We start from the raw sequence: 25,184 nt of genomic DNA, 5'->3' as shown, positions 1-25,184 counted from the left end.
GTGGCCTTCTCGGGCAGGGCACCTCGCCGGACCAACTCCTTCGCCAGCCGAGTTGCGGACTCCGTGAGCGAGAGGACGGGGATTCCCTCCAAGGCTCTCAGCCGCCGCGCGCACATCAGGTGATCGCCAGCCCGTGCCTCGTCGAGTACAAGTTGGGACACTCTCAACTGGAACGACGCGCGTCCCCGCCACCAATCGCGTGTCAACGCCTGCCGTGCAGCCAGCACCACGACTCGACTCGGGCGCGCGGTCAAATAGCTGACGATGCTGGTTTCGATGTAGACCGTTGATGCCGGCTTCATGATCTCACGTCACCGATTCGTTCATCGCGTTCACGTCAAGCGGTCTGCTTGCGTTCCGCGCTCACCCGCCGGCGCTTACGATACCACCGGCGCCGGTCGGGTGCCGCGCGTTGTTGGGCTGTTCGGTCCGGGTGTAGAATTTCCTCATGACCCCTCGGGCGCAAGAACTTCTTCGAGAAGCGTTGACGCTGCCGATTGACCAACGCGCCGATGTCGCAGCCGAACTCCTGGCCAGTCTTGACGCTGATGCCGAGGACCCGGCGGCGGTCGAGGCCGCCTGGGCCGCCGAAGTCGAGCGATGAGCACGCCGAGTGATGGACGGCGAGTCCGACGGCATTCCGTGGGAAGACGTCCGTGCCCGCGCCGAAGCTGAACTACCTCGACACGCCTGTCGCACTCCGAGTGCTCGCCATTGCCCATGATCGGCGGAAGCCAGGCTACTGGAAGATTCGTCTCCGGTAGTCGGCAAGTCGCGGTAGTCGATGTCCTGTCTACGTTCCGCTTCTTGTCGACGGTCGCCAATGGTGCCAAGAAGTCGCTTCAAGACAGCCCCGTATGGTGGAGGCCATCGGTACCCGGTGTTCGGCTGGCTTCGAGGCGACGATTCGAGGCCGTTCCAACAGGACCAGAGTGGGTAGCCAGAATCGTGCGCGTGGCTGTTCTTGCCAGTAACATAGTCGTACTGGCGACTATGAAGATCGCGACCTGGAATGTGAACGGCATCCGCGCCCGGCAGGCGCAGGTGCAGGAGTGGATTGAGCGCGAGCAGCCGGATGTCGTCTGTCTGCAGGAACTGAAGGCGGCCCGCGAGCAGATTCCTCAGGCGCTCCTGCAACTCGACGGCTACTGGGGCTACTGGCATGGCGCCGCCGCGTTCTCAGGCGTGGCCTTGCTCGTGCGGAAGGCCTGCTGCCCGAAACCGCCCGAATTCACCCATCCCGAATTCGATCACGAAACCCGCATCGTATCCGCCGATATCGGCCCGTTTGTCGTCTCGTCGATCTACGTCCCGAACGGCGGCAAGGACTTCGCCGCCAAGATCCGCTTCCTCGAAGCGATGGCCGCGCATACGGCCCGGCACGAGGCTGACGGCCGGCCGGTCGTGCTGTGCGGCGACATGAACGTGGCTCGCACCGACATGGACGTCCATCCAAAAGAACGCAGGCCTGACGCGATCGGCCAGTCGCCACAGGAGCGCGACCTGTTCGAACGCGTCATCCGTCACGGGCTGGTGGACCTCGGGCGCGCACTCGATCCCGACAACGCCGATCTGTTCACGTGGTGGCCGCCCTGGCGCAACATGCGGCAGCGGAACATCGGCTGGCGTCTGGACTACGTGCTCGCCAGCGAGAGCGTCGCCAGCCGCGCGACCTCGTGCCCGTCCTTCCGCGAGATCGGGACGAGCGACCACGCGCCCGTCGTCGCCACCATCGACGTTCGGTGACGCCACGGTTCGCGAAGCGGCAGGCGTAGAGGCGGAGGCGCCGCGGCGCAGTTCGCGAAGCGGCCCCTCGAACCAAGCCGATCAGCGTGAGTTCGCAAAACGCACCGTGACGGCCAGGACGGGCTGCGCGAAGAGCGCACACGTCAGGTCGGCGACGAGTCCGGGAAGGTGCGCTTTGCCGGCTTGCGTGAGCGGGGACGCGGAGCGAAACGCCACGGCACCTGAACGCCGGGGTGTTATCAGTACACGAACTCCCGGATGTCGTAGGTGGCGAATTTCGGTCCAGGCCCATCGAACCGAAGCCCGGCGCGAATGGCGTCGCGCTGCGCGCGCCTGTCTTCCGGTGAAAGCGGTCGAACGCCCTCGCGCTCGGCGATACGCGGGTATGCCGTGCCCGCGATCTCAACCACGTCGCTGAAGTAGATCAAGTCTCCATCGCCCAACTGCATCCGGTTGACGGCCGCAATCGTATCCGCCACGTGGCGGGCCGAGAATCGCTCCCCACCAAGTCCGGTCATCACGATGACGCCAACCTGCACTCCGGCTGCTTTGACGCGACGGGCGGTCTCGACAGCGTCGGCAGCGAGCCCTGGCTTCCTGATGAAGGCAAGCAGCGGATCGTGGCCAGACTCGAGACCGATGTACACCCGCCTCAGTCCCAGGTGGCTGAGCATCCGGTAGTCGCCCGCGGTCTTCTTCGTGCCGGTGAACCCGTCCACAAATGCGCACACCCCTCTGGGGATCGCATCCAGTTCCTCCACCAGCGTCTCGAAGATGGGCACGAGCGTCGCCATCGGCACAGCCAATGCGTTGGCCGCGCCGAGGAAGATGCCGCGCGATCGCAGGCTGATCGACGCGCCGAGATAGCGCCGCACCCGGTCGACGTGCGCGCGGAACTGGTCCGCCGATTTCACGCGGTAGCCGTCATGATAAAGATCGCAGAACGTGCAGGTGTTGAATGAACAGCCTTCCGTGGCCTGCACGACCAGCGACAGATACTGATCGGGCGGCAGGATCCCCACCGGGCGATACACATCCGCGAAACGCGCGGCGTCGATGCGCGCCTGCGCCGCACCGAACTGCGCGCACAACTGCAAATGGGACACGACCAGCTGAGCAACGACGGGCTCGACTGGTGCTGCCCATCGCCACGCCGGCGATAACACGGCCTCAACGGTCTTTCGCGCGAACGTGGCGGCCTCATCAACGACCGCGTCCGCTCCGGCTGGCGTCAACCGCGAGCGCGAACGAGACGCGCCGCTCCCCTGCTTCTCGAGCACGTCTCCGTTCAGCCCTCTGCGCCATGTCACGTCATCTCGATAGACGCAGTAGAGACGTCCGCCAAGATCCCACGACACGACGAGCGTGTCGTCGCGGCTCACCGCCAGCGAGTGTGGCTTGAGGCTGATGATGTAGGAAGACGTCGCGGTGGTGGCGCGCAGCACCATGATCGGGTCCAGTATAGATGGGTCTGGGGTCGGGACGAATTATCGACGCCGCGCTTCTTTCGATACAATTCTGTGGTTCGCGAAAAGTATCCAGACCGCCTTGTGTCTGTGGCAGACTGAACGCGCGAATTCACGGATGTTCAACAACGATGCACTACCAGACGATCTTTCTTGATGCCGGTGGAGTGCTGGTGTGCCCGAACTGGGACCGGGCATCCGAGATGCTCGGACGACACGGGGTGCGCGTCGATGCCGCCACGCTCGCGGCGGCCGAACCCGCCGTCAAGCGGCAGCTCGATGTGGCACACACGGTGCGCGCAACGACCGACGAGCAACGGGGGTTTCTGTATTTCGACCTGATTCTCAAGCGCGCCGGCATCAGCCCGACGGCGCAGAGCGACGCCGCGCTCGCCGAGTTGAAGGTGTTCCATGATCGCGAGAACACCTGGGACGCTCTGCCGATCGATGTCATCCCTGCTCTTCGGCGCCTGAAGGGCGCTGGGCTTCAAGTGGTCGTCGTGTCGAACACGAACGCGACACTCCGGCTGGCCCTCGCGCGACTGGGCGTCGATCCCCTCATCGACCTGGTGGTCGCATCCGAAGAGGAGGGCGTGGAAAAACCAGATCCGCGGCTGTTCCGCATCGCGCTCGATCGCGCCGGCGCAAACACGGAGACGACGATTCATTGCGGCGATCTCTACGAGATTGATATCGTCGGTGCCCGGGCAGCCGGGTTGCCCGCTGTGCTGCTCGATTCGACCGGCATGTACAATGACGTCGATTGCCCGTGCGTCGCATCGATGACGGAGCTGGCGAACGGGTTGCTGGCGGGACGATTTGATTGAAGAAGGCTTGAGGCGTGGCGGCGCCGGGCAATCTGCGGTGATTGCTCCACACCGTTCGGGCTGGCGAACGGATTCCGGAGCGGCCCCTCGAACCAAGCCGACAGCGTCAGTTCGCAAAACGTGCCGTGAGGGCCAAGACGGGCTGCGCGAAGAGCGCACACGTCAGGTCGGCGACCCGTCCCGGTAAGGCATGTTTTGCCGGCTTGCGTGAGCGGGGACGCGAAGGAACCGTCCGCCCGCAGAACGGGGTGAGGTAGATTACCGTTTCCCGAGATGATCTCGAGATGATCTGTTGTCACGTGGGGTGAGCGAATGAAACGCATCTGTGTCCTGGCAGTGTTGATGGTCGTGGTGGTGGCGGCTGTCGTGGGCGGGCAGGCGCAGCCGAGTGTACTTGCCAGCGTCCTGCTGAAGCCCGCGCGGGTGTTCGACGGCGTGTCGGCCCAGCCGCACGAAGGCTGGGTGGTACTGGTCACGGGAGACAGAATTGCCGCGGCCGGCGCCGCAGCCGACGTGAAGGCGCCCGCTGGCGCACAGGTCATTGATCTGGCCGGGATGACGCTGCTGCCGGGACTGATCGACGCGCACTCGCACATTTTTCTGCATCCGTACAACGAGACCCTCTGGAACGATCAGGTGATGAAGGAGACGCTGGCCTACCGCACGATTGCAGCGGTGCTGCACTGCGAAGCCACGCTGATGGCCGGCTTTACGGCGCTCCGCGATCTCGGCACGGAGGGCGCCGAATACGCAGACGTGTCGGTGCAAAAGGCCATCAACGAGGGACGCATTCCCGGCCCCCGATTGCAGGTCGCCACCAAGGCCATCGTCGCATCGGCCAGCTACGGCCCCGGCCCGAAGGGGTTTGCGACAAACCTCGAGATCCCGCAAGGGGCCGAACCAGTCTCCGGTGTCGATCAGATGTTGTGGGCCGTGCGCGATCAGATCGGCCACGGGGCCGACTGGGTCAAGTTCTACGCCGATTACCGCCGGGGGCCGGACGGATCGACGGTGCCGACACTGAATCCTGCCGAGATGCTGGCAGCCGTACAGGAGGCCCGTCGCGCGAAGCGCCCCGTCGCCGTGCACGCCGGCAGTGCCGAAGGCATGCGCGATGCGGTCATGGCCGGGGCCGACACGATCGAACATGGCTACGGCGGCACCGACGAGGTCTTCAAGTTGATGGCCGAAAAGGGCGTCGTCTACTACCCGACGCTGGCTGCGCAGGAAGCCTCATCCATCTACAACCAGGGGTACAAGCCCGGTGTGTCGAAGCCGACGGCCTCGATGGAAGAAGGACGCCGCGCGTTCCAGTCGGCTATCAAGCAAAACGTCATCATCGGCCTTGGCAGCGACGTCGGCGTGTTTGCACACGGCACGAACTGGCGCGAACTCGAGTTGATGGTGGAGTACGGCATGACGCCCGCACAGGCGCTCATCGCGGCGACATCCATCAACGCGAAGGCGATGAACTGGGCGGACCGGATCGGCCAGGTGAAGACGGGCCTGCTCGCCGATCTCGTGGCGTTTGCGGGCGACCCGACCAAGGACATCAAGGTCTGCCGAACAGCGACGTTCGTCATGAAGGGCGGAAAGGTCTACCGGCGGCCATAGATGCGGATACGGCGGGCGCGATGAATCGCGCCCCTACTTGACGACGATCCGCGCCCAGTCCCAGCCTTCAAGCCCCTTCGCGTTGACGGCCTTCACTGACACGATCGTTCCTGGCTCGATGGCGGAAAGTACCGCCTCGGGCTTCAGGACGGTCACCCGGTTCCTGAACGGCGCCTGCGCCGGACCGTACGCCACGACGTAACTTCGGACGCTCTTCTCGGGGCTGGGCGTCCACGTCAGTCTCGCCGACTTGCCCTGATAGCTCGCCACCTTCAGCCCCATCAGCCGGGACGGGCTCGAGGCCAGCAGCATGACGCTCGCAATGGTGGTTCGGCTGGTCTCGGTCACCAGATCGTGATTGACCGTCTCGAGCAAGTCGGTCGGCTGGTGGTAGTGCGGATTGCCCAGGACCGGGTACGACCCGATCCCGCCAACGATGTCCCCGTACGCCTCATAGTACGCGGCGGCGTCGGTCGACTTGAAGTACAGCGAGTCATACGTGATGAGCCGAGTGAAGAATGATGCCCCGTGCTGCACGTCCCGGATGCCGGGGTTCGAGTACCGAATCGTGTTGTCGAGACGGTGATCGTTGGACCAGCCGATCATGTCGTTGTTGAGCGCTCCGACGATCTTCCACCCCGCCGCCTTCGCCCGCCGCACGAACTCCCGGCTCCCGAGCAACCCCGCTTCTTCGCCGGTAAACGACGCGAACACGATGGTCGCCGGCATCGGCCGCTTGGCCAGCACTCTGGCCGCCTCGACCAGCGCCGCTGTCGCCGAACTGTCGTCGTCTCCGCCCGGACTCACCGCGTTCGAATCGTAGTGGCTGCTGACCACGTAGATGAGTTCGGGGCTCTCGGTCCCCTTGAGCGTGGCAATGATGTTGGCGGACTTGCCGTCGAGCGCGCCCCTGGGCTCGAACCACTGGTGCTCGGGCTCGTATCCGAATGAACGGTACAGATTGAAGAGGTACTCACCGGCAAGCCGATTGCCGGGCTTTGAGATGTGCTTGGAATCGAATTCGAACAGTTTCTTCTCGTAGGTGTCGATGCGATTGATCGACACGTCGGCCAGCGTCTGCCTGACCGCGGCGGCGATCGGCGCGAACATCCGCTGCCCAGCGGCGCGGAGCGTCTTTTCCGCGGCGAGGTTCGCATCCAGTCGGGCGACAACGTCGGCGTTGGTGACCTTGCGATCGAGCGGCACGAGGTAGATGCCCCGCTCGGGCGAGACCGTGTCGCCGTCGCGCTCGGCACTGACGAGAATCTGCCGGCCATCGGGGCTGACCACCCACGCGTACTCGGGGGCGATCGTGCGAATTGTGTTGTTGTGGAACAGCCTCACGCGCGCGCCGGTCGTGAGGTCGTAGAGCGAGGAGCGCAGGTGGCGGCCCTCACCGGTCGCGGCCAGCACAACATTGCTGGTCACGAAACGCGGCAGCGTATCGTGCTGGATTTCGCGCGTCACGCGGGTTTCGTTCGAACCATCGCGGTTCCAGACGTAGATCTCCCAGTCGTCCTTCGGCATCACCTGCAAAGCCACACGGCTGCCATCTGGCGCCAGCGCCGGATTGGCCAGCCGGTCGCGCGTCTTCTTGATGGACCTGGCTTCCCCGCCAACAAGCCCCACCATCAACGCGGTCTCCTCGCCCGCGCGCACCAGGTAAGCCCAAGTCGATCCGTCGGCCGAAATGGCGAGCCCGGTACCGTTGATCGTTGTCGTGGCCCCGGTCTTCGTGTCGACCAGCGCGAAACTCGTCGCGCCCTGTCCACCGCGACCGCCGCCTCCCGCGCCACTGCCGGCAGCCTGGGCAGCGCCGGCGGTTTCGGTTCCCCCAGCACCCGCGGCGCCTCGGCCACCGGCACCGGCGCGCCCGGTCGCTGGTGCCGTGTTGCCAGGTTGGGCGGCCGGACGAGCGAACGGGTTTGTCCGCACGGGCAGGTACACGATCGACGTGCTCTTCGGAAGAACCTGGACGCTCTGCTTGTACCCGGGTTCGCTGGTGATCGCTTTCGGCTGCCCGCACGTTGCGGGCATCGCGTACACATCGTTGCGCGACGGGTCGTCTTCGCGCGCCCCGAGAAAATAGATCGTCTGGCCGTCAGGGCTGAAGACTGGCGCCTGCTTCAACAGCCCGTCGGTTGGACACGCTTGAAGGACACCGGTCTGAGGATCCGCGACGACGATGTCCACGAACTTCGTCTGGAGGAAGTTCACCAACTGCTGCCCGCCTCCGCGGCCCCCGCCCTGTCCAGCCGCCTGGCCGGCGGCCACAACGGCCGCCGACAGCTCATCTGACGGGCGCGGCCGGAGGTAGACAATCCGTCCAGTCACTGAGGCGAACGACAAGGCGTAGCCACCGATGTCGGCAATAGTCTTTGCGTCTGCCGATGCCTCGACAATTCTCGTCTTGCGCGCTGGGCCGGCGCCCGTTTCATACGCGACCATCTGTCCGTCCGGGCTGAAGCGCGGATTGGATCCGTCCGTCGTGATCTCGATCGTCTTGTAGAGTTCGCCGGTCTGCAGGGCGATCGGCTCGAGAAAGGCAGCGCCTCCCGGACCCGTCAGCAGGCTCTTGTAGGCGGTGAGGGCCGAGACGTAATCGCCCCGGTCCCACGCGTCATTAGCGGAATCGAGCGATGGCTTGACTGGCTGCTGGGCGATGGCGACCGCCACCATTCCGGCGAACAGAACTATGGCGCAGAGGGCGCGTTTCATCGACATGGAGTCCTCGTCTTGTTTGGGCGGGCACAGGGGCCCGCTCCTGCGGAACTTCTCTGCTGGCGTAGGGGCAACCCCCCGTGGTTGCCCAACCCTGTCAACGACCCGTCCTCCGGGCAACGCGCGCCCAGGTGTCCTTGAGCGTGACCGTTCGGTTGAACACGAGATTCCCGGGTGTCGAGTCGGGATCCACGGCGAAATATCCCAGCCGCTCGAACTGATACCGATCGCCGGCGCTGGCCGAGGCGAGCGTCGGCTCCACCGGACATCGCAGCACTTCCAGTGACGTCGGATTGAGCGAAGTCCGCCAGTCGCCGCCGTCGGCCTCATCGCCCGGTGTCGGGTTGTTGAACAGCCGATCGTACAGCCGGACCTCGGCGACGATCGCGTGCGCGGCCGACACCCAGTGAATCGTGGCTTTGGGTTTACGGCCATCGGGCGCGTTGCCGTCGCGCGTGGCAGGATCGTACGTGCAGTGAAGCGCGGTCACCTCACCGGCGGCGTTCTTCTCGACGCGGTCGCACGTCACAAAGTACGTGCCCCGCAGCCGCACTTCACGGCCGGGCGCCAGCCGGAAGAACTTCTTCGGCGGCTCCTCCATGAAGTCGTCGCGCTCGATATAGAGTTCGCGCGAGAACGGCACCTGGCGGATTCCGGCGCTGGCGTCTTCCTGATTGACCGGAATGGCGATCTGATCGACCTGGTCCTCGGGGAAGTTGTCGATGACGACCTTGAGCGGCCGCAGCACCGCCATCGCGCGGGGCGCGCGCTTGTTGAGATCGTCACGCACGGCGTCTTCGAGCAGCGCCACGTCGACGAGATTCTCGCGCTTGGCGACGCCGATGCGGGCGGCGAATTCCCGCATGGCCTCTGGCGTGTAGCCCCGCCGTCGGATCCCGCTCAGTGTCGGCATCCGAGGGTCGTCCCATCCCTGCACGACACCCTCCTCCACCAGCGTCAGCAGGCGTCGCTTGCTCATCACGGTATAGGTGAGATTGAGTCTCGCGAACTCGATCTGGCGAGGCCGGCTCGGCACGCTGCAGTTCGCGATGCACCAGTCGTAGAGCGGGCGATGATCCTCGAACTCCAGCGTGCAGAGCGAGTGGGTGATCCCTTCGATGGCATCCGACAACGCGTGCGCGAAGTCGTACATCGGGTAGATGCACCAGTCGTCGCCGGTGCGGTGGTGCGTGGCGCGCCGGATCCTGTAAAGCGCGGGATCGCGCAAATTGATGTTGGGCGAGGCCATGTCGATCTTCGCACGCAGCGTGTAGACCCCGTCCGCAAATTCCCCGGCCCGCATGCGGCGAAACAGCTCCAGATTCTCGGCAATCGGTCGGTTGCGATGTGGAGACTCGCGCCCGGGCTCGGTCAGGGTGCCACGATGCTCCCGGACTTCGTCTGGTGTGAGATAGTCGACGTAGGCCAGCCCCTTGCCGATCAGTTCGACCGCCCACTGGTAGAGCTGCTCGAAGTGGTCGGACGCGTAGTACTCGCGATCCTCCCAGTCGAAGCCGAGCCACCGCACGTCCTGCTTGATTGCGTCGACGTACTCGACGTCTTCCTTGGCCGGATTTGTATCGTCAAAACGCAGATTGCAGGCGCCGCCGAATTCCTGCGCCACGCCGAAATTCAGACAGATCGACTTGGCGTGGCCGATGTGCAGATAGCCGTTGGGTTCGGGGGGGAAGCGGGTTCGGACGCGACTGTTGTTCCGCCCGGCCGCCAGATCGTCGGCGACGATGGCGCGGATAAAATCGACTGGGCCCTCGGTCGTCATCCCGTGATTGTACTGCGGGCGGGGCGGCGGGGGGTGGCTGGACGCTTCGCGAAGCACCCGGTCACCTGAGCGACGCCCCCCTCCCCGCTCACGCGTCCGTTGGACTGTCTCAGTTGCGTTCGACGGCGTCGATGATGCCGACGATGACAGAACGGATGGGGGCGTCTTTGGAGACGACCACCTGGCGGGCACCGTTGCCTTCGTCGAGCACCAGCACGCGTTCGCCTGGGCCGGCGCCAACCGTGTCGATGGCGATCAGGCAATCCGGCAACGCGGCACCGGCCGGATCGGTGCGCTCGACCAGGAGGATCTTCTTGCCGTCGTAGAACGGATGATTGATGGTCGAGGTAATGTCGCCGATGACGCGGCCGAGGATCATGTCGCGCTCCCGGGCATCACGTGCAGGGAATCCACGATGCCCACAATCGCATGGTCAACAGGGACGAACCAGGGATCGAGCGCCAGCGCCGCCTCGCGGCCGCCCTCGTAATAGACCATCTCGTCAGGCCCCGCCATGCGCGTCGCGTCGGCAGCGACCACCGGCGCGCCCTTCGGCGCGCCTCGCTTGTCGAGCGGCTGGACAATAAGCATCGGCACGCCGGCGAGCCCGTCGTATGTAACCGACGACACCACCGTGCCAATCACTCGCCCTAGGAGCATGTCGTCTCCAGCCTGACTCCGTCCGGGCACGGCATGCCGTGCCCCTACGCTTTTCGGGCGGGCACAGGCGCCCGCCCCTACGCGCTGCTTCTTCTCTACGACGCCGTCTCGCCTTCGAGATCCAGCTTCGTCTGCGATCCGAACCAGGTGCTGGTCTCGATCTGCCTGACCAGCGCCTCGTGCGGCGACGAAATGATGCGGTGGCGCAACTGGCTTCCGGCCTCGCCCAGATACCTGGCTGCCAGGTCGATGGCCGCTTCGATGTCCGGCAGCGAGCCCTGGTAGATGCTGATGCCCTTCCCGGAGAGTCCGGTATCGGCCAGCCGGATCTCGAGCAGGTCGACCGGCGTGCCCTTGAGCGCGGCTTCGGCCGCGCGGACGTTGGTGGCCACGGTGTCGGTTTCGATGATCGCCAGCGCTCCGGTGGCGCCCGGCTTCTTCCACCCCAGCATGGCTTCGTAGACCCGCGGGTGGATGTCGGCGAGCAGCAGGTGATCGATCACGCTCGGCCCGCCGTGGAACAGTCCTTCTCGAAGCGACTCCTCCACCGACGCGGTCGTGCCGCCCACCAGCGTCAAGTACCGGCCGTGGCTGACGGTTCCGCACTTGATGAAGGCAATCGGCGCGACTTTCAACATCGCATCGGTCGCGAACATCCCGGTTGGGATGTCGCTGAACTCGACAATGGCAATCGCTGGGTGTTTCTTCATCACGTGATCCTGAAGTGATCGACCAGCACGCACCGGCGCGATCGCGAGAACGATCGCGGCCCGGTGAGCCCTTCGCCGGTCGGACTCGCAATGGTGAACGAGCAGTACCCTTCGCCATCGAGGCCAAGGCCCGCCTGCGATCGGCCGTTCTTGACGAAGATGCTGCAGTCGCACGCCCTGGCCATGCGGCTCAGACGGTCGAGATGCGTCGAGTGCATCACCGCGGTATGCCGGTTTCCGCCTTCCATGTCGATCGCCATCGTGATCGCGCGATCGGCGTCCGGCACCCGGCACACCGGCAGGATTGGCATCATCTGCTCGCTCCAGAGCAGCGGGTGGTCTTCGCCCACCTCGACAATGCCGAGCCGGGTGGACTCGGGGACGTTCATCCCGAGGCGCGACAGAATCACGGAGGCGTTCCTGCCGATCAGATCGTGATTCATCGATCCGTGACCGCGCGGCCCAGGATTCTTCTCGAAAATGAGGTTCTCGAGCGCCGCAAGGCGGCTGCGCTCGATGACGACCGCGCCGGCGGCCTGCATCTGGGTGATAAGCGCATCGGCGACGCGGTCGACGACCAACACTTCCTTCTCGTCGACACAGATGATGTTGTTGTCGGTCGACGCGCCGAGCACGATGTCGCGCCCGGCCTTCTCGAGGTGCGCGGTCTCATCCACCACAACCGGCGGGTTGCCCGGACCCGCGCAGATGGCCCGCTTGCCGCTCGCCATCGCGGCTTTCACCACGGCCCCGCCGCCGGTGACGACCAGCAGCCGGATCAGGGGGTGACGCATCATCTCCTGGGCCGTTTCGATCGAGGGATTCGACAGGCAGGTAACCACATTGGGCGGCCCGCCCCCCCGCGTGATGGCCTCGTTCAGAAGCGCCACCGTCTCGATCGAGCACCGCTTGGCCAGCGGGTGCACCGAGAACACGACGCTGTTGCCGGCGGCCAGCATGCCAATCGCGTTGCAGATGATCGTGGAGGTGGGATTGGTGGAGGGCGTGATGGCGCCGATCACGCCGAATGGCGCCGGCTCCACCAGCGTCAGGCCGTGATCGCCGGTGACGGCGCCCGCCGCGAGATCTTCGATCCCTGGTGTGCGCTCGGTCACCAGGCGGTTCTTGACGATCTTGTCCTCGTACCGCCCGAGGCCGGTCTCCTCATGAGCGGATCGCGCCAGGAATCCGGCATTCGCCCTCATCGTCTCGCGGATAGCGGCGATGATGGCGGCCCGCGTCGCCAGCGGCAGCGCGGCAAACAGGAGCTGCGCCGCTCGTGCGGCGCGCGCGGCCTCGTCGACGGTCGCAAAGATGCCAAGTCTCGCCGCAGTTCGCTCAGCGAGCGAAGGCGAGACTTGTTCCGCCGTAGCTCGCGAAGCGAGCGAAGGCGAAAGACCCGCGGCGATCGTCTGCGCGATCGTCTCGATGTCCTGGTCGCTCAGTCGTGTCATGGCGTCACGCGGCATCTTTCACTACTTCTTGTACTTCGTCTCGCGGCCGATGTCCCAGGTGTCGACGATGGCCATGACGACCGCATCGACAGGCCGATTGTTGGTCGCCTGGGTCTGGCGCGCGGAACTGCCCGAAGCGACCAGGACGTACTCGCCCGGGCCAGCGCCGACCGCATCGGCCGCCACCAGGAATCCGCCCGTCTCCTGGCCTTCGGTGTCGACCTGGCGAACGAGCAGCATCTTCAGGCCTTCGAGTGTCTGCTCTTTGCGCGTCGCGACGACGGTGCCTACGACCTTGCACAGTTGCATGTCGGCCTCAACCTCTGATGGGGAGGAAGCGGGGTCGGGACACGACCCCAATTCCTCATGTTGGGTCCGCGCCGAAAACCTACTCTTTGGCCTGGTCGGCGCGTCCGAGCGGCATCACGACATCCACGTTGACGTGGGGCCGAGCGATCACATGGACCGTCACCACCTCGCCCACGCGGCCGGCAGCAACCTGCCCGGCGTCAACGGCGGCCTTGACCGCCGCCACGTCGCCGCGCACGATGACGGAGACGTACCCGCCGCCGGTCTTCTCGTAGGAGACCAGTTCCACCTTCGCAGCCTTCACCGCTGCGTCGGCCGCTTCCACCACCGCCGGGAACGACCGGCACTCGATCATGCCAAGGGCCTCTGTCATTGCTGTGCTCCACGAAATCGGGATCCGGGATCCGCGATCCCCGATCCGGGTTACCTGCCACTGCCTGTCTTTCGCCAGGGCGTAATAAATCACGCCCCTACGCTTGCCTTCTTGCTTCTTACTTCTTACTTCTTGCCACTCGCTTCCTGCCCGCCTCTCCCACTCACGCTCTCGATGGCCTTCTCCGCGGCGCGGTACGCGACGTCGATATCGCGTTCTTCGCCGCCCAGGTAAACGCGTCCGAAGCTGCCAAACGCCCGCACTTCGAGGATGTTGATCGCCGCGGCCTTTTCCGCTTCGTTGGCCGCCAGCGCGGCGTACCCGGCCGGTGCCACCTCCATCACGTACAGCGACTGACCAGGGGTGATCATGTCGCCATGTCTCGTGCGGTTGATGAGTTGCGTGTGGTACGGCGAAATGTTGCGAATCACCTGGCTGGAGAAGATCTCCGGCTTGGTTCGATCCTCTTCCTTCAACCCCAGCATCTCGAGAATGGCGCGCCCGGCGGCCCGGACGTCGGCCTGCGATGTCGAATGCAGTTCGAGCATGCCGTACAGCCGCTCGATGATCAGCATCCCGGGCTTGACGTCGGTCGCCTTCAGCGCCACGTCGGTCACCCGCATGATGTCCATGCCCGGCGCAATCTCCACGAACAGCGACGCCTCGCCGGGCGTGGGCAGGAAGCCCTGCGCGACGGTGCCCAGGAACGAGGCATACTGCGGCTGCAGGCTGTCGAGAAACACGTAGCAGCGAAGTTCGGCCATCGGGTTACCCCTTGCGCGCCGCGCGCGCCTGCGCCTCTTCGACAATCTTGACGCTGGCGCTCGCTCCGATTCGTGTCGCGCCAGCCGTAATCATCTTCACCGCGTCGTCGTACGTGCGGATGCCACCCGCGGCCTTTACGCCGAGCTTCTTCGGCGCGACCGTCTGTGCCATCAGGCGGACGTCCTCGGCCGTCGCACCACCGCTCGAGAAGCCGGTGGAGGTCTTCACGTAGTCGGCCCCGGCCTTCATGCTCAACTCACACGCGCGGATCTTCTCGTCGTCTGTCAGCAGCGCCGTCTCGAAGATCACCTTGCTGAGCGCGCGCCCGTCCTTGCAGGACTCGACGACGGCGCGGATGTCACGCAGCACCAGTCCCTCATCCCGGCTCTTGAGCGCCCCGATGTTGATCACCATGTCGATTTCGCCGGCGCCCTCTCGAATCGCGCGACGCGCCTCGAGCGCCTTGCTCTCCGGCGGCTGCGCGCCCAGCGGGAAGCCCACCACGCAGCACACCTTCACCTGGGTGCCGCGCAGCAGGGCTTTCGCCTGCCGTACGTAGGTCGGGTTGACGCAGACCGAGTAGAAACCGAATCGCCTGGCCTCGTCGCACAGTCTCTCGACATCCGCCTTCGTGGCCTCGGGCTTGAGCAACGTGTGATCGATCATCCTGGCCAGCGCGTCGGGCGCGATTGCGGGGCCGGCGTCCCTGGCGGGCTGATCCTGTGCGATCAACTGCCGCACCCGTTCCGCGATGCGCTGGATATCGTCCGACGACAAATCCACGTGGCCTCCTGTTGCCCCCGCCATGAGGGCTTTACGCTCGATGGCGCCAATCATCTCAACACGATTCCGGTGACGCTTGGCTGTGCAGAGCGTCCTGAGAAACACGTCCACGATGCCGCGGGCCTGCTCGACGTTGACCTGGCCGGCGCCGAGCGTCAGGACGTTCGCGTCATTATGCTCCCGGCTGTTCCTGGCCAGCGTTTCGTTGTAGCAGGCCGCAGCCCGCACCCCGGGCACTTTGTTCGCGGTGATGGCCGATCCGATGCCCGCGCCATCCACCATGATGCCGACGTCGGATTGACCCGACGCGACCGCCCTGGCCACGGCCTCGGCGAAGACCGGATAGTCGACCGCCTCGGCGCTCGAGGTGCCGCAATCCTGTATCTGGTGTCCCTCCGACTGCAGGTACGCCACCAGTTGTTGTTTCAGGTCGAACCCGCCGTGATCAGCGCCCACGGCGACGCGCACAGATCGATTCATGCCTCGTTCATATGTCGGCCGATCAGCGTCTCCAGAATAGCGCACGGGCGCAGTAATTCGCGCCTGTATACTGCTGGTGATCCGATCCGCGTCTCACGCTCCACGGTTGGGAGGACGTCATGTTTGAAGCGGCCGAACTCGGTCGAAAAGTCTCCAAGGACGAGTACAAGGCCCGGGAAATCACGCTGCGCGAGGACCTGCTCGCGGCCCAGAATGCCCTTCGCGCCGACGGATCGTGCTCCGCGCTCATCGTCTTTGGCGGGGTCGACGGCGCTGGAAAAGGCGAAACGGTCAACCTCCTGAACACCTGGATGGACCCCCGCTGGATCGTGACCACCGCGTTTGGCGACCCGTCGGACGAAGAGCGGGAGCGCCCGGAGTACTGGCGGTACTGGCGCGCCATGCCTCCCCGCGGACGCATCGGCATGTTTCTCAGCAGCTGGTACTCGCGCCCCATCCTCGACCGCGTTCACGGCCGTATCGATCGCAACGGGTTCGAGGAGCGCCTCAACCGCATTGTCGAGTTCGAGCAGATGCTGGCCGATGATGGCGCGCTCATCCTGAAGTTCTGGATGCACCTTGGCAAGGACGCACAGCAGAAGCGGCTGAGGGCGCTCGAGAAGGATCCGCTGACGCGGTGGCGGGTGTCGAAGCTCGACTGGAAACACTGGCGGATGTACGACAAGTTCGTCGGCGCCGCCGAACGGACGATTCGCCAGACCAGCCGCGGCGAAGCGCCGTGGCTGATTGTCGAAGGGGCCGATTCGCGGTACCGAAGCCTGACGGTGGGCACCGCCATTCGCGATGCGATTCGGCGCCACCTCCAGGAGCGGGGGGACGCGAAGGCCGCCATCGCGACCCCTGCCCGGCCGGCACCCGACGCCAGAAAGCGGGGCGCGACGAGCAGCCGGAGCGCGACGTCGATCCTGTCGAGTCTGGACATGACACGCGCGGTTGCCAGGGACAAGGCCAGCCGGGAGCTGGAGCGAAACCAGGGCAGGCTCAATGTTCTGCAGCGGAAGGCCAGCGCCAAGGGGTTGTCAACCATCCTCGTGTTCGAAGGGTGGGATGCCGCCGGGAAGGGCGGGGCGATCCGGCGCGTGACCGACGCGCTCGAGGCGCGGCAGTACCAGGTGATCCCGATTGCCGCGCCGACCGACGAGGAGCGCGCGCATCACTACCTGTGGCGGTTCTGGCGTCATCTGCCTCGGTCGGGACGCCTCACCGTCTTCGATCGCAGTTGGTACGGCAGAGTGCTGGTCGAGCGGGTCGAGGGATTCGCGACCGAGAGGGAGTGGATGCGCGCCTACGCGGAGATCAATCAATTCGAGAACCAGCTCCTGCACCACGGCATCGTGCTTCTCAAGTACTGGCTGCATATCACCGAGGACGAACAGCTCCGCCGGTTCAAGGAACGCGAGAAGACACCCTACAAGACCTGGAAGATCACCGAGGAGGACTGGCGGAACCGGACGAAATGGCAGCCGTATGAGATGGCGGTCAACGACACGATCGAACACACCAGCACGCATGAGGCCCCGTGGACGCTCGTCGAAAGCAACGACAAGAACTACGCCCGGCTGAAGGTGATCAAGACGCTGTGTGCGCGACTCGACAAGGCGATGTCGTGAAGACGCCCGCGGGAAGGCTGGCCGGCGTCGCGCTGGCCTTGGCGCTCGTGCTGTCCACAACGCCTCGGGCGGCGCAGCAGGTGCCGGCCGCGGCTCAGGCCGTTCAGAGCCAAGTCGTTGCGCCGGCACCCGAACAGCCCCGGCCGCCGTTTGGAGAGTGGCTGGCCGCGCTGAGGCAGGAGGCCCTCGCGCGAGGCATCACGGCAAAGACCGTCGAGTCAGCGCTCGCCAATGTCGAACCACTGGCGGTCATCGTTGAACGCGACAGAACACAGGCCGAGCTGACGCTCACGTTCAATCAATACCTGAAGCGCCGGTTGACCGCAGCGTTTGTCAAGACCGGCCGCAAAATGGCGCGCACGCACGCGGGGCTGTTGCGCCAGGTCGCGGCGAAGTACGGCGTCGGCGCCGGCACGCTGGTCGCCATCTGGGGTATGGAGTCGAATTACGGCCGCTTCTCGGGGACGTGGCCAACCATCGCCGCGCTGGCCACGCTCGCCTACGATCCGCATCGCCCCGGCCTCTTCCGGAACGAATTGTTCGCGGCGCTGGAGATTCTCGATCGGCAGGACATCCGGCTCGACATCCTCAAGGGCTCCTGGGCTGGCGCGATGGGCCAGCCGCAGTTCATGCCATCGAGTTACCTTCGCTATGCGGTGGATTTCGATGAAGATGGCCAGCGCAATATCTGGTCCTCCACGGGTGACGTGTTCGCCTCCATCGCCAACTTCTTGAAGGAGCACGGGTGGACGCCTGGCGTGCGTTGGGGCCGGGAGGTCAAGGTCGACGAGGCCGCGGCGACGCGAGTGGCGGAAATGGTGCTGCTCCGTGTGACGGGTTCGTGCCAGGCCATCAGGCAGATGACCGAGTCGAAGCCGATCCGAGAGTGGCGAACGCTCGGCGTCAGGCAAATCAACGGGGCACCTCTGCCTGGCACGACGCTTGAGGCGTCGCTGGTGCGCGTCGATTCGCGCACGTTCCTTGTCTACAGCAACTACGAGGCGCTGCTCGGCTACAATTGCGCCCACGCCTACGCGCTCGGCGTGGGGGTGCTCGCGGACCGCATCGGCGGCGGCAACTAACGGCGAATCAGGCACCGGCCGAATGTCTACCCGTGCGTGTGCCTGCCGGGCAGGCCGAAACGGGTGTCGGTCTCGCCCTCGAAATCGAATTCGATCATGACGGCCGGCTCGTCACCGACAACCCAGCCTTCGTGACCGGGCTCGATGACAAACACCGCAGGTGCGGCAAAATCCGCCTCGCATCCGTCCTCGTATCGGATCTGCACCCGGCCGCGCGCGATAAACCCCACGTGCGCGTGCATGCAGTGGTCCGTGCCGGTGATTGGCTTCATGTGGGTGTCCCACCGGAACCCCACCGGGTACACGGCGCGCTTGACGCGGCCGATGCCGGCTTTCGCGATGTCAAGTTGCACGCCCGCGATGACCCGGTGATTGGTGCCCGTCATCGGAGCGAGGAGAGGATCGGTGACGCTCATGCTGCCATCCTTTCTATGGAGAATCCGAACTCTATCAGGAATCACGCTCCCGACAGCCGGTCGCCGCGAATGGCGCGTACCGGGCACAGCGCTTCCACCAGGCCGTCGCGGCCCTCGGCACGCCGCCGCTCCTGCTCGACCGCGATCTCGACTGCCGCCACATCAGGTGGGGTTGGCTGAAGCCGTTCCTGTGGCATGATCCATCCGATGGACACGTCATTTGACCTGGCGCGCTACCTCAGGCGGATTGGCGTCGCCGCCGACCCGCGACCGGACGTGCCCACGCTGGGCGTGCTGCACCGCGCCCACCTCACTGGGATTCCATTCGAGAACCTGGACATCCAGATGGGAAAGACGATCTCCCTGGATGCCAATGACCTGCAGGAGAAGATGGTCCGGCAGCGGCGCGGCGGCTATTGCTTCGAGCAGAACACCCTCCTCGTGCACGCCCTTCGCGCCGTCGGGTTCGAATGCCACACGTGCGAAGCGCGGGTTCGGCAGAATGCGTCTGGGGTTCTGCGGGCGCGCACCCATATGGTCCTGAAGGTGGTGTGCGCGGGCCGGACGTGGCTGGCCGACGTCGGTTTTGGCAGCGACGGCATCATTGATCCGGTGGCCATCGACGGCAGCTCGTCCGAACAGTACGGGCGCGTGTACCGGATCGTCAACGAAGATCGGACGTGGGTGCTGCAGGTCGAGCGGTCAGGCGATTGGGACGACCTTTACGCGATTCTTCCTGTGCCGGTGTTCCCGGTCGACTTCGTGGTGGCCAACTGGTTTACGAGCACGCATCCAGAAAGCCGGTTTGTCGAGACGCTGATGGCACAGCGGACGGCGCTGGATGCCCGTTACGTCCTGCACAATCTCGTTTTTTCCGTGCATCGAGGCGATCAGGTGGAACGCCGCGAGATCTCCCGGGCGGAGCTGGTTCCACTGTTGCACGACGTGTTCGCGATCGACGTGCCCGAAGACGCAAGATTCCTGGCCCTGGACGGCGTGTAGGGGCGCAATTGATTGCGCCCCTGACGCGGCCTCGCCATTTGCTCGGGCGCGATGAATCGCGCCCCTACATCACGTCCCCCATCATCCGGCCCGCCAGTTCCTTGACGAGCTTGGCCGCGAGCGTCGCCGTTATGCCGGATGGATCGCAGCCTGGATTGAGTTCCACGACATCGGCTCCCGCGAGCGGCAGCGGCAGGCGCTGGATCAGATCGAGACACTCGCGGACGGTCAGGCCGCCAGGCTCGCGATGCGCCACGCCTGGAGCGAATGCCGGGTCGATCCCGTCAAGATCGATTGATGCATAAATGGGGCCGCGCACCGTGGGCCTGACGCCCGCGGCCCAAGCCCGCATGTCGATCACGTCAACGCCGAACTTCGCGGCCTGATCGCGCTGGTGGCCGGTCATCGCGCGGATGCCGACCTGCACAAGCCGTGCGGCCAGCCCCTCCTCCATGATCCGCGCAAACGGGCACGCGTGAGAGTGACGGTCGCCTTCGAAGTGGTCGTACAGATCCGGATGCGCATCGATGTGGAGAATCGTGAGCCCGGGATGTCGAGGTCCGAGCGCACGCAGGATCGGATAGGTTACGGAGTGGTCTCCGCCCAGCGCGATCGGCACCTCGCCATTGTCGAGGATACGGCCGATGCCTGCCTCAATCAACGGCCAGGCTCCTGCGTTCGGCGGCAGGGCGAGATCGCCAGCGTCCGCGAGGCCTCCGGGCGCGGCGAGATCCTGCAGCGCCTCGGTCCACCAGTTGCCCGCGGGAGAGCGCAGAGCCGCGCGAATCGCGGGCGGTGCCCCGGCCGACCCGCGCAGGTGCGACGAACTGGCGTCGTAGGGAAGGCCGATGAGTACTGGTCGACGCCTCGCTGGCTCTGCGGTCATCGCCTCCCTCCTGCTGCAATATGGTCATCGCCCGCGATCACGATGCGGCGGCGGGGTTAACCGTCCACAGTTCTGTCTGTCATCTCGAGCGCCTGGTCGATGATAGCCAGTCCCTCATCAAGTTGCTGTTCCGAAATCACGAGCGGCGGGTTCGTGAAGAACGTGTTGACGCGGACGAAGGTGTAGAGCCCGTGCTCGCGGAAGAAGCGGCCTATCGCGATCATCTCGTCGGACGTGCCGCCGTACGGCGCCATCGGCTCGTACGTCCGCCGATTGCGCACCAGTTCCACCACTCCGAACAGGCCAATCGATCGCGTGGCGCCAACCGAGGGATGGAGTCGCTGCAGTTCCTGCAGGCCTGTGCGGAGTCTCTCGCCCATACGGGCGGCTCGGGCGATGAGGTTCTCTTCTTCGTACACCGCCAGCGTGGCCAGCGCGGCCGCACAGGCGAGCGGATGGCTGTTGTAGGTGAGGCCGCCAGGAAACGCCCGATCGGTAAACGCCTTCGCCACCCGCGGCCGCATCCCCACGGCACCCAGAGGCACGTACGCGGACGTGATCCCCTTCGCCATCGTCATGATGTCGGGCACGATGTCCCAATGGTCGACCGCGAACCACCGGCCGGTCCGGCCGAATCCGGACATCACCTCGTCGGCAACCAGAAGGATGCCGTGCCGGTCGCAGATCTCGCGGACTCCCTGCATGTAGCCATCCGGCGGGATCAGGATGCCATTGGTGCCGACGACCGGCTCCATCACGAACGCGGCAATGTTCTGGCCGCCTTCATACCGGATGACGTCTTCGAGTTCGCGCAGGCAGACGTCAACCGGCTCCGGTTCGGGCCGGGCCCACTTGTGAAAGTCTGGCGCGCGCACGATTCCGGGCAGGCCGGGCTCCGCCGCCCAGCGTCTGGGATCGCCAGTGAGCGCGATGGCGCCGGCGGTGCCGCCGTGGTACGACCGGTAACGGGCAAGGATCTTGTGGCGCCCCGTGACCACGCGCGCAATCCGGATGGCGTTTTCGTTTGCGTCCGCGCCGCCGTTGGTGAAGAAGAAGGTATCGATGTCACCAGGAGTGATCTCGGTCAGTTTCGCGCCGAGACGCGCCCGTGGCTCGGTCGCCATAAACGGGTTGGAGTAGGCGAGCGTGGCCGCCTGTTTCTGGATGGCGCGGACCACCTTCGGGTGCGAATGCCCGATGTTGGTGCACATCAACTGGCTGTTGAAGTCGAGAAACCGCTTGCCCTCAGGCGTCCAGAAGTACACGCCCTCCGCCCGGGCCACCGGGATCGGATCGACCTTCGATTGCGCCGACCACTCGTACATCGTGTGGCGCCGGCAGAGACGGACCATCTCTTCACCCGACATGAGTGCGGACATGGGCGCATTCTTGGACATCATGCAACTCCACTCTCGTCTTGCTTCTCGCGTGTCACTCCGTGCGTGCGGGAAAACGGCTCCTCCGCGTCCCCGCTCACACAAGCCGGCAAAACGCGCCTTTCGGGACTTGTCACCGACCTGGCGGTCGCGCTATTCGCGCAGCGCGTCTCGGCCCTATCGGCGGGTTTTGCGAACTGACGCTGTCGGCTTGGTTCGAGGGGCCGCTCCGGAATCCGTCCTCCCGCCCGCACTAGCTCCAGCCTCAGCGTTCTTCTCCGAATCCCGCTCTTTTTCACGTCAGCAACGGCGGGCCAGGGGTGCGCTTGATGAACTGGCCTCGACCGCTTCGGCCCGTGGACGTGCCGTGATCGACAATCACGTCTCCGCGCGAGATCACAACAGCCGGTGCGCCTGTCACGACGCGCCCCTCGTACGGGTTGTAGTCGACGCGCATGTGAAGCGTCGCCGCCGTGAGCGTCACCTGCAGGTCAGGATCCCACACGACCAGGTCGCCATCCGATCCGACAGCGATCGTTCCCTTTCGCGGCCACATCCCAAACATGCGGGCCGGGTTGGCGGCAACCAGCTCAACAAACCGATGCGCGTCGATGCGGCCCGTGCGCACGCCGCCGTCCCACAGCAGCATCAGCCGCGTCTCGATGCCCGGCACACCATTCGGAATCTTCGAGAAGTCATCCTTTCCGAGCGGCTTCTGGGCCGGATCGTCCATGCGGAACGGGCAATGGTCAGTCGATACAACCTGGAGCGTGTTCTGCCTCAGCCCTCTCCACAGCGCGTCCTGGTGCCCTTTGTCGCGCAGCGGCGGCGACATCACGAACTTGGCTCCCTCGAATCCTTCGCGCTCGTACTCGTCGTCCGACAGGAACAGATACTGCGGACAGGTCTCGGCATACGTCGGCAACCCGTTGTGCCGCGCCCGGCTGATGCTCTCGAGGGCCTCGGCCGACGACACGTGCACGATGTAGACGGGAGCGCCCGCCATCTCGGCCAGGGCGATCGCGCGGCCCGTCGCCTCGCCCTCGGTGGCCGGCGGCCGGGTGAGCGCATGGTACTTCGGCGCGGTCTCTCCCCGGCTCAGCGCGTCCTTCACGAGCGACTCAATGACGCCGCCGTTTTCAGCATGGATGCAAATCAGCCCGCCGTTGTCCCGCGTGCGCGACAGCGCCTTGAAGATCGTCGCGTCATCGACCATCAGCCGGCCCGGATATGCCATGAACAGCTTGAATGACGTGATGCCGTCGTGACGGGCGAGCCGGTCCATGTCGCTGGCCACCTGATCGGTCAGCTCGCGGACGGTCATGTGGAACCCGTAGTCGATGGTGGCCTTGCCTTCGGCCCGGCCCATCCACTTGTCGAGGGCGGGATACAGGCCCTCGCCTGGCTCCGGAGTGGCGAAATCGACGATGGTCGTCGTGCCGCCGTGCGCGGCCGCGATCGTGCCCGACTCGAAATCATCGGCCGAGGTGATCCCGCCAAACGGCATGTCGAGATGCGTGTGCGCGTCAATGCCGCCCGGCATGATCAGTTTGCCGGCCGCGTCGATGATGGTGTCGGCCTTGAGCGATATCGCGCGCCCGATATACGTGATGATGCCCCGGTCGATGTAGATATCGGCATCGTAGCGATCTGCGGCGGTGACAATCGTGCCGTTGGTGACGAGCGTCGTACTCATGATTCCTCTCGACGATTAGATGGCATTCAGCGCCTGCCGGAGATCGGCGATCACGTCGTCCGGATGCTCGATCCCGACCGAAATGCGCAGCATCGCCGGCGTGATGCCCATTTCCAGCAGACGTGCGGGCGGCACGTCAGAATGCGTCATCGTCGCCGGGTGCTCCATCAGCGTCTCGGTGCCGCCGAGGCTGACCGCGAGCTTGATCAACAGAAGGTGATTCAGCACGAGAAATGACTCGGCCTCGCCTCCATGGACTTCGAACGCGAAGGTCGATCCGGGCGACGAACACTGGCGCTGGTACAGCTCGTGCTGCGGATCGCCTGGAGCGAGAAAGCCAAGATAACTGACCGACTTTACCTTGGGATGGTCGGCCAGGAACTCGGCCACGTATCGCGCGTTCTTCATCGCGCTGGTCACCCGGAGCTTCATCGTCTCCAGGCTGCGCATGAGCAGCCAGCAGGTATTCGGGTCTGAGATCGTGCCGAGAATCGTGCGCATCCCGCGAACTGTGTTGATCAGGTCGGTCGAGCCGAGACACGCGCCGGCGATCAGATCGCTGTGGCCGCCCGCGTACTTGGTCAGGGAGTAGAGCACGAGGTCGGCGCCCAGCTCAATCGGGCGCTGCCACAGGGGCCCGAGGAACGTGTTGTCGATCGCCACGATCGGCCGGCGATCCTGCGAGGCCGCGAGCGAATCGGCCACACGGCGGCAGTGGGCGATGTCGACGAGGCCGTTGGTCGGGTTCGCCGGCGTCTCGGCGCAAATCATGGCCACCCGGCCCAGCTTGCGGGCAGCCTCGGCCGCCTGATCCAGGGTCGGCGTCATCGTGCCCGACCCGAACCACACGCGTGTGATACCGAACTGCGGGAGGATCCGGTCGACCAGGAACTCGGTGCCGCCGTACACCGGCTCGCTGCACAACAGCACATCGCCCGGCCTCAGGAAGCTCAACATCGTCGTCGAGATCGCGGCCATGCCGGACGAGAACACCAGGCCCGCCTCGGCCGCGTCCCAGAGCGTGAGCCGATCCTCGAGAATCTCGAGATCGGGGTTGTTGACGCGCGAGTAGATGAGCCCGGGCTCTTCGGTGGGCCGCTGCTCGCGAAGGCCGTACGCGAGTTCGAAAAAGGCCTTCCCGTCTTCGGCGGTCTTGAAGGCAAATGTCGATGTCTGGAAGATCGGGCACTTGACGGACCCTTCGGAAAACTCGGGGTCGTACCCGTAGCTCATCATGAGTGTTTCGGGCCGCAGTTGATGCCCCTGGATCTCGCGGTGGCGGTACTTCTTCTCTGCGTGAGCCATGACAGAACCCTCTTGAGCACTGCTGGTGGACGCGCGACACGGGAGACGTCACTCGCGGTCTGACCGGGGAGGGGCGCCCTGGTCTGGTCGCGGTGGGGGGCG

General features: G+C 65.2%; 25 protein-coding genes and 1 pseudogene. 7 read left to right on the top strand and 19 right to left on the bottom strand.

All coding sequences use genetic code 11. From position 1 onward, the window contains the following. On the bottom strand, window positions 1-302 hold a 302-nt coding region (locus NTV05_13045; GenBank protein ID MCX6545322.1), incomplete at its 3' end, for a DNA-binding protein. A gap of 146 nt (window positions 303-448) precedes the next feature. Here NTV05_13045 and NTV05_13040 point away from each other — a divergent pair. After that, a complete protein-coding gene (locus tag NTV05_13040) occupies window positions 449-604 on the top strand; it encodes an addiction module protein (protein MCX6545321.1) in 156 nt (51 codons plus the stop codon). A 389-nt stretch (window positions 605-993) separates the two neighbouring features. Beyond that, window positions 994-1,746 carry an exodeoxyribonuclease III gene (locus NTV05_13035; GenBank protein MCX6545320.1) on the top strand — a complete coding sequence of 251 codons (753 nt, stop codon included), beginning with the start codon at window positions 994-996 and terminating at the stop codon, window positions 1,744-1,746. A 239-nt stretch (window positions 1,747-1,985) separates the two neighbouring features. Here the strand turns inward: NTV05_13035 and NTV05_13030 are convergent, their stop codons facing one another. Next, a complete protein-coding gene (locus tag NTV05_13030) occupies window positions 1,986-3,194 on the bottom strand; it encodes a radical SAM protein (GenBank protein MCX6545319.1) in 1,209 nt (402 codons plus the stop codon). A gap of 149 nt (window positions 3,195-3,343) precedes the next feature. Here NTV05_13030 and NTV05_13025 point away from each other — a divergent pair, with 149 nt between their 5' ends. Both NTV05_13025 and NTV05_13020 read left to right on the top strand, forming a co-directional pair. After that, entirely contained in the window at window positions 3,344-4,039 is a 696-nt protein-coding gene (locus tag NTV05_13025) for an HAD-IA family hydrolase (GenBank protein MCX6545318.1), read from the top strand. Between the two features lie 312 nt (window positions 4,040-4,351). Beyond that, complete coding sequence (locus tag NTV05_13020; GenBank protein ID MCX6545317.1) at window positions 4,352-5,653, top strand: amidohydrolase family protein; 1,302 nt, start codon at window positions 4,352-4,354, stop codon at window positions 5,651-5,653. A 33-nt stretch (window positions 5,654-5,686) separates the two neighbouring features. On the opposite strand, the gene NTV05_13015 is transcribed toward NTV05_13020, so the two are convergent. The 11 genes and pseudogenes from NTV05_13015 to rpiB form a co-directional block, all read right to left on the bottom strand. Next, the gene (locus NTV05_13015) at window positions 5,687-8,377 is read right to left on the bottom strand and encodes a M28 family peptidase (GenBank protein ID MCX6545316.1); all 2,691 of its coding nucleotides are present in this window, start codon (window positions 8,375-8,377) and stop codon (window positions 5,687-5,689) included. A 94-nt stretch (window positions 8,378-8,471) separates the two neighbouring features. Further along, complete coding sequence (locus tag NTV05_13010) at window positions 8,472-10,154, bottom strand: glutamine--tRNA ligase/YqeY domain fusion protein (GenBank protein ID MCX6545315.1); 1,683 nt, start codon at window positions 10,152-10,154, stop codon at window positions 8,472-8,474. A 109-nt stretch (window positions 10,155-10,263) separates the two neighbouring features. Continuing rightward, window positions 10,264-10,533 carry a EutN/CcmL family microcompartment protein gene (locus NTV05_13005; GenBank protein ID MCX6545314.1) on the bottom strand — a complete coding sequence of 90 codons (270 nt, stop codon included), beginning with the start codon at window positions 10,531-10,533 and terminating at the stop codon, window positions 10,264-10,266. Further along, window positions 10,530-10,814, bottom strand: a complete 285-nt coding sequence (locus tag NTV05_13000; GenBank protein ID MCX6545313.1) for a EutN/CcmL family microcompartment protein — start codon at window positions 10,812-10,814, stop codon at window positions 10,530-10,532. Before NTV05_13000 ends, NTV05_13005 begins: the two co-directional genes overlap by 4 nt. A gap of 95 nt (window positions 10,815-10,909) precedes the next feature. Beyond that, window positions 10,910-11,524, bottom strand: a complete 615-nt coding sequence (locus NTV05_12995; GenBank protein ID MCX6545312.1) for a BMC domain-containing protein — start codon at window positions 11,522-11,524, stop codon at window positions 10,910-10,912. Continuing rightward, complete coding sequence (locus NTV05_12990; GenBank protein MCX6545311.1) at window positions 11,524-12,993, bottom strand: aldehyde dehydrogenase EutE; 1,470 nt, start codon at window positions 12,991-12,993, stop codon at window positions 11,524-11,526. The genes NTV05_12995 and NTV05_12990 overlap by 1 nt, the downstream gene beginning before the upstream one ends. 6 nt (window positions 12,994-12,999) lie before the next feature. Next, a complete protein-coding gene (locus NTV05_12985) occupies window positions 13,000-13,287 on the bottom strand; it encodes a EutN/CcmL family microcompartment protein (GenBank protein MCX6545310.1) in 288 nt (95 codons plus the stop codon). A gap of 79 nt (window positions 13,288-13,366) precedes the next feature. Next, window positions 13,367-13,660, bottom strand: a complete 294-nt coding sequence (locus tag NTV05_12980) for a BMC domain-containing protein (GenBank protein MCX6545309.1) — start codon at window positions 13,658-13,660, stop codon at window positions 13,367-13,369. Window positions 13,661-13,785: 125 nt separating this feature from the next. Next, window positions 13,786-14,424: a hypothetical protein gene (locus NTV05_12975; GenBank protein ID MCX6545308.1), complete on the bottom strand. Its 639-nt coding sequence runs from the start codon at window positions 14,422-14,424 to the stop codon at window positions 13,786-13,788. A 4-nt stretch (window positions 14,425-14,428) separates the two neighbouring features. Continuing rightward, complete coding sequence (deoC, locus tag NTV05_12970) at window positions 14,429-15,091, bottom strand: deoxyribose-phosphate aldolase (GenBank protein MCX6545307.1); 663 nt, start codon at window positions 15,089-15,091, stop codon at window positions 14,429-14,431. A 162-nt stretch (window positions 15,092-15,253) separates the two neighbouring features. Beyond that, window positions 15,254-15,688 (bottom strand): annotated as a pseudogene (gene rpiB, locus NTV05_12965) (ribose 5-phosphate isomerase B). Between the two features lie 119 nt (window positions 15,689-15,807). Here rpiB and pap point away from each other — a divergent pair. Both pap and NTV05_12955 read left to right on the top strand, forming a co-directional pair. Beyond that, window positions 15,808-17,319: a polyphosphate:AMP phosphotransferase gene (gene pap / locus NTV05_12960; GenBank protein MCX6545306.1), complete on the top strand. Its 1,512-nt coding sequence runs from the start codon at window positions 15,808-15,810 to the stop codon at window positions 17,317-17,319. Next, on the top strand, window positions 17,316-18,401 hold the full coding sequence (locus tag NTV05_12955) for a lytic murein transglycosylase (protein ID MCX6545305.1): 1,086 nt from the start codon (window positions 17,316-17,318) through the stop codon (window positions 18,399-18,401). Before pap ends, NTV05_12955 begins: the two co-directional genes overlap by 4 nt. A gap of 26 nt (window positions 18,402-18,427) precedes the next feature. Here the strand turns inward: NTV05_12955 and NTV05_12950 are convergent, their stop codons facing one another. Next, entirely contained in the window at window positions 18,428-18,817 is a 390-nt protein-coding gene (locus NTV05_12950; protein MCX6545304.1) for a hypothetical protein, read from the bottom strand. Between the two features lie 41 nt (window positions 18,818-18,858). Continuing rightward, the gene (locus tag NTV05_12945) at window positions 18,859-19,014 is read right to left on the bottom strand and encodes a hypothetical protein (GenBank protein ID MCX6545303.1); all 156 of its coding nucleotides are present in this window, start codon (window positions 19,012-19,014) and stop codon (window positions 18,859-18,861) included. A 10-nt stretch (window positions 19,015-19,024) separates the two neighbouring features. Here NTV05_12945 and NTV05_12940 point away from each other — a divergent pair, with 10 nt between their 5' ends. After that, window positions 19,025-19,819, top strand: a complete 795-nt coding sequence (locus NTV05_12940; GenBank protein MCX6545302.1) for an arylamine N-acetyltransferase — start codon at window positions 19,025-19,027, stop codon at window positions 19,817-19,819. A 64-nt stretch (window positions 19,820-19,883) separates the two neighbouring features. Here NTV05_12940 and speB read toward each other — a convergent pair whose 3' ends face one another. From speB to NTV05_12920, 4 genes are all read right to left on the bottom strand, one after another. After that, complete coding sequence (gene speB, locus NTV05_12935; GenBank protein MCX6545301.1) at window positions 19,884-20,705, bottom strand: agmatinase; 822 nt, start codon at window positions 20,703-20,705, stop codon at window positions 19,884-19,886. A gap of 56 nt (window positions 20,706-20,761) precedes the next feature. Further along, on the bottom strand, window positions 20,762-22,084 hold the full coding sequence (locus tag NTV05_12930) for an aminotransferase class III-fold pyridoxal phosphate-dependent enzyme (protein MCX6545300.1): 1,323 nt from the start codon (window positions 22,082-22,084) through the stop codon (window positions 20,762-20,764). Window positions 22,085-22,376: 292 nt separating this feature from the next. Beyond that, entirely contained in the window at window positions 22,377-23,777 is a 1,401-nt protein-coding gene (gene hydA / locus NTV05_12925) for a dihydropyrimidinase (GenBank protein MCX6545299.1), read from the bottom strand. Window positions 23,778-23,792: 15 nt separating this feature from the next. Further along, entirely contained in the window at window positions 23,793-25,082 is a 1,290-nt protein-coding gene (locus NTV05_12920) for a cystathionine gamma-synthase family protein (protein MCX6545298.1), read from the bottom strand. Window positions 25,083-25,184 lie beyond the last annotated feature (102 nt).

The organism is Acidobacteriota bacterium (assembly GCA_026393755.1).
Classification (GTDB): domain Bacteria; phylum Acidobacteriota; class Vicinamibacteria; order Vicinamibacterales; family JAKQTR01; genus JBAXOX01.
This window is presented reverse-complemented; position numbering and strand designations above follow the sequence as displayed.

Coding starts and splice junctions, on each gene's coding strand:
- NTV05_12950 (MCX6545304.1), bottom strand. CDS start 18,817: ATGAGCGTCACCGATCCTCTCCTCGCTCCGATGACGGGCACCAATCAC.
- NTV05_13005 (MCX6545314.1), bottom strand. CDS start 10,533: ATGATCCTCGGCCGCGTCATCGGCGACATTACCTCGACCATCAATCAT.
- NTV05_12945 (MCX6545303.1), bottom strand. CDS start 19,014: ATGCCACAGGAACGGCTTCAGCCAACCCCACCTGATGTGGCGGCAGTC.
- NTV05_12975 (MCX6545308.1), bottom strand. CDS start 14,424: ATGGCCGAACTTCGCTGCTACGTGTTTCTCGACAGCCTGCAGCCGCAG.
- hydA (MCX6545299.1), bottom strand. CDS start 23,777: ATGAGTACGACGCTCGTCACCAACGGCACGATTGTCACCGCCGCAGAT.
- NTV05_13030 (MCX6545319.1), bottom strand. CDS start 3,194: ATGGTGCTGCGCGCCACCACCGCGACGTCTTCCTACATCATCAGCCTC.
- NTV05_12980 (MCX6545309.1), bottom strand. CDS start 13,660: ATGACAGAGGCCCTTGGCATGATCGAGTGCCGGTCGTTCCCGGCGGTG.
- NTV05_12940 (MCX6545302.1), top strand. CDS start 19,025: ATGGACACGTCATTTGACCTGGCGCGCTACCTCAGGCGGATTGGCGTC.
- NTV05_13000 (MCX6545313.1), bottom strand. CDS start 10,814: ATGCTCCTAGGGCGAGTGATTGGCACGGTGGTGTCGTCGGTTACATAC.
- NTV05_13015 (MCX6545316.1), bottom strand. CDS start 8,377: ATGTCGATGAAACGCGCCCTCTGCGCCATAGTTCTGTTCGCCGGAATG.
- NTV05_12995 (MCX6545312.1), bottom strand. CDS start 11,524: ATGAAGAAACACCCAGCGATTGCCATTGTCGAGTTCAGCGACATCCCA.
- NTV05_13010 (MCX6545315.1), bottom strand. CDS start 10,154: ATGACGACCGAGGGCCCAGTCGATTTTATCCGCGCCATCGTCGCCGAC.
- speB (MCX6545301.1), bottom strand. CDS start 20,705: ATGACCGCAGAGCCAGCGAGGCGTCGACCAGTACTCATCGGCCTTCCC.
- deoC (MCX6545307.1), bottom strand. CDS start 15,091: ATGATCGATCACACGTTGCTCAAGCCCGAGGCCACGAAGGCGGATGTC.
- NTV05_13025 (MCX6545318.1), top strand. CDS start 3,344: ATGCACTACCAGACGATCTTTCTTGATGCCGGTGGAGTGCTGGTGTGC.
- NTV05_12990 (MCX6545311.1), bottom strand. CDS start 12,993: ATGCCGCGTGACGCCATGACACGACTGAGCGACCAGGACATCGAGACG.
- NTV05_12920 (MCX6545298.1), bottom strand. CDS start 25,082: ATGGCTCACGCAGAGAAGAAGTACCGCCACCGCGAGATCCAGGGGCAT.
- pap (MCX6545306.1), top strand. CDS start 15,808: ATGTTTGAAGCGGCCGAACTCGGTCGAAAAGTCTCCAAGGACGAGTAC.
- NTV05_13040 (MCX6545321.1), top strand. CDS start 449: ATGACCCCTCGGGCGCAAGAACTTCTTCGAGAAGCGTTGACGCTGCCG.
- NTV05_13020 (MCX6545317.1), top strand. CDS start 4,352: ATGAAACGCATCTGTGTCCTGGCAGTGTTGATGGTCGTGGTGGTGGCG.
- NTV05_12930 (MCX6545300.1), bottom strand. CDS start 22,084: ATGTCCGCACTCATGTCGGGTGAAGAGATGGTCCGTCTCTGCCGGCGC.
- NTV05_12985 (MCX6545310.1), bottom strand. CDS start 13,287: ATGCAACTGTGCAAGGTCGTAGGCACCGTCGTCGCGACGCGCAAAGAG.
- NTV05_13035 (MCX6545320.1), top strand. CDS start 994: ATGAAGATCGCGACCTGGAATGTGAACGGCATCCGCGCCCGGCAGGCG.